This is a genomic window from Cupriavidus sp. 22TCCZM01-5 (assembly GCF_057798915.1).
In genome coordinates, this window is sequence record NZ_JBYOJR010000082.1 from 1 (window position 1) to 1,214 (window position 1,214).

Here is a 1,214-nt window from a genome sequence, read left to right on the forward strand (position 1 = left end):
CTAGGGAACTGCTGATCAATGAGGTTTGCGCTTGATGTTGCACAAGCCAATGATTTCGGTTTTCGCTCGCGGGAGAGATGGGCCGATTCAAGCCGCTTTTTCTCTCGTTTCGCACCTTTCCTGGCGCGCTTTGCGCGCTCAGGACGGATTGCTCCCCTGTGAGGCCAACAACAGCTTCCTTCCGAGCACCAGATTCGCCAGACCAAACAGGCTGAACAACTGCGCCGTGTTCTTGACCAGGCCCTTGTAGCGAACCTTGCGATGACCAAACAGATTTTTGATGACGTGGAACGGATGCTCGACCCGCGCCCGAATCTGGGCCTTGGCCCGTTCGACGGCGATCAGCAAGTCCTTGACCGCCCCGTCCCGCATCGCCTTGATCTTGCCGCGCTTGACGGCCACCTGCCACTTCACGGTCTTGCCTTGCATCTCCTCGCGCTTGTCCACGCCCGTGTAGCCAGCGTCGCCAAACGCGTGCTCCTCGTGGCCATGCAGCAGGGCATGAGCCTGCGATACATCCGACTCGTTCGCTGCGGTGCCCACCATACTGTGTACCAGCCCCGAAGCCGCATCCACGCCGACGTGCGCCTTCATGCCAAAGTGCCACTCATTACCCTTCTTGGTCTGATGCATCTCCGGGTCGCGGCTCTTCTCCTTGTTCTTGGTCGACGGTGGCGCCTCGATGATGGTGGCATCCACAATCGTGCCTTCCTTCATCATCAGCCCCCGCTCGCACAACATGATGCCGATCTCGTCGAACAGCTTCCGCGTCAGTTCATGGTCGACGAGCAGGCGGCGAAACTTCAGCAGCGTCGTCGCATCTGGCACCGCTTCGACCGCCAGGTCGATCCCGGCAAACGCCCGCATCGCCATGCTGTCGTACAGCGCGTCTTCCAGCGCTTCGTCCGACAGCCCGTACCACTGTTGCAGGAAGTAAATGCGCAGCATCCGCTCCAGACCGATCGGCGGCCGTCCACGTTTGCCCTTGGGGTAGTACGGCACGACCGCCGCAATCAGACGCGACCATGGCACCAAGCTTTCCATCTCCGTCAGGAAGCGCTCGCGTCGCGTCACCCGCTTCCTTCCGTGGTTTTCCGCTTCCGCGAAACTGATCTGGCGCTTCATCTCCGACTCACATCTTAGGCATGCACATGACAACGCTGACGCGCCACTCAACGATGACCGCCGCGCTGATTAAATCAGTCCTTCCCTAG

1 protein-coding gene is annotated in these 1,214 nt (G+C 60.0%); it reads right to left on the minus strand.

Features of this window, described 5'->3' with window-relative positions:
• Positions 1-138: 138 nt before the first annotated feature.
• A complete protein-coding gene (locus AC3FNH_RS32495) occupies positions 139-1,125 on the minus strand; it encodes an IS5 family transposase (RefSeq protein ID WP_488723001.1) in 987 nt (328 codons plus the stop codon).
• Positions 1,126-1,214: the final 89 nt, after the last annotated feature.